This window comes from Cellulomonas sp. (genome assembly GCF_017744555.1).
In the GTDB taxonomy this organism is placed as follows: Bacteria; Actinomycetota; Actinomycetes; order Actinomycetales; family Cellulomonadaceae; genus Cellulomonas.
The window spans coordinates 1-1,201 of the sequence record NZ_JAGIBD010000104.1 but is presented as its reverse complement, the minus strand read 5'-3'; the positions used below and the strand labels follow the sequence as shown (position 1 = coordinate 1,201).

General features: G+C 75.9%; 1 protein-coding gene and 1 pseudogene. One reads left to right on the top strand and one right to left on the bottom strand.

Annotation, left to right across the window (positions count from 1 at the left end):
- A pseudogene (locus tag J7523_RS20390) lies at positions 1-265 on the top strand (alanine dehydrogenase); the annotation flags it as partial.
- A 36-nt stretch (positions 266-301) separates the two neighbouring features.
- Here J7523_RS20390 and J7523_RS20385 read toward each other — a convergent pair.
- The coding region (locus J7523_RS20385; RefSeq protein ID WP_291890623.1) for a hypothetical protein at positions 302-1,201 on the bottom strand (900 nt) is incomplete at its 5' end.

The following is a 1,201-nucleotide window of genomic DNA, read 5'->3' as shown; positions in this document are numbered from 1 at the left end:
GACGCACTCCGACCCGACGTTCCACGTGCACGGCTCGATCTTCTACTGCGTCGCGAACATGCCCGGCGCCGTGCCCGTGACCTCGACCTACGCGCTCACGAACGCGACGCTCCCCTACGCCCGCGCGATCGCCGGCAAGGGGTGGCGGAACGCCCTCCGCGACGACCCGGCCCTCGCGCAGGGCCTCAACACCCACGCGGGCGCCGTCACGAACGCCGCCGTCGCCGAGGCCCAGGGCCTCGAGTTCGTGGCCTACGCGGCCTGAACGCTCCGCAGCCGGCCCCCCGGCGCATTCCGGGAACTACTCGAACAGGTCCGGGAACAGATCGCCCCACATGCCCGCCGGGTCTCCGCCGGCACAGTCGAAGGTGTTCGGCGCGATCTGGACATATGCCCCGCCATGCGCCAGGCAGGCGGTCTGGAACGGACTGACCCAGTTGTAGAAGGGTCGACTTCCGACGCTGGAAGCCTGCCGCTCCGCAGCCGCCGCCTGCTCCTCCGCGACCTTCGCCGCCTCGGTCGCCCGCGCCTCGTTCACCGCGGCGATGTACTCGGCCCATGCCGGCGCCGCCTCCGCGGAGTAGGCCGAGCCGAGCGCCGCGATCGCCGCCGCGGCCCGGGTGATCCGGTCCCGCTGCGCCTGGTCCGCGCGCGTGACGCCGCCGAGCACGCCCGCCGGATCGCGCACCTCCGCCTGGAACTGCGCCCACACGCCGTCGACGCCCGCGACGAGCCGCTCGAGCTCGTCCGCCTCGTAGCGCAGCAGCAGCGCCTCGCCCGCCGCGTCGTGCGCGTAGGCGAGCGGCCCGATGGCGCCGAAGCCCCACCGCGGATCGCTCGTCCCGGCCACCGGCGCGAGCGCCGCGAGCCCCGTGGCCCGCTCGGCGTCCGGCACGAGCGAGGAGAAGCCGAGGAGGTCGACGGCGGCGGCCTGCCCCGCCTTGACCCGGTCGGCCGCGAGGAAGGCCGCGGCCTGCTGCGCGTAGAACGGCAGCCCGGCGGTCGCGGTGATGCGCTGCGCGTCGGCGAGCGCGGCGTTCCACCTCGCGGCCTGCGCGGTGCGCTCCGCCGTCGCCGCCGCCGCCTCGGAGGCGGCCGTCACGACACGCTCCGGCGTCACGAGGGCCGAGGCCGCGACGGCCGGCGGCCGCAGGGCGATCGGCAGCACGATCGCGAGGACCGCCGCGACGACGAGCACGAC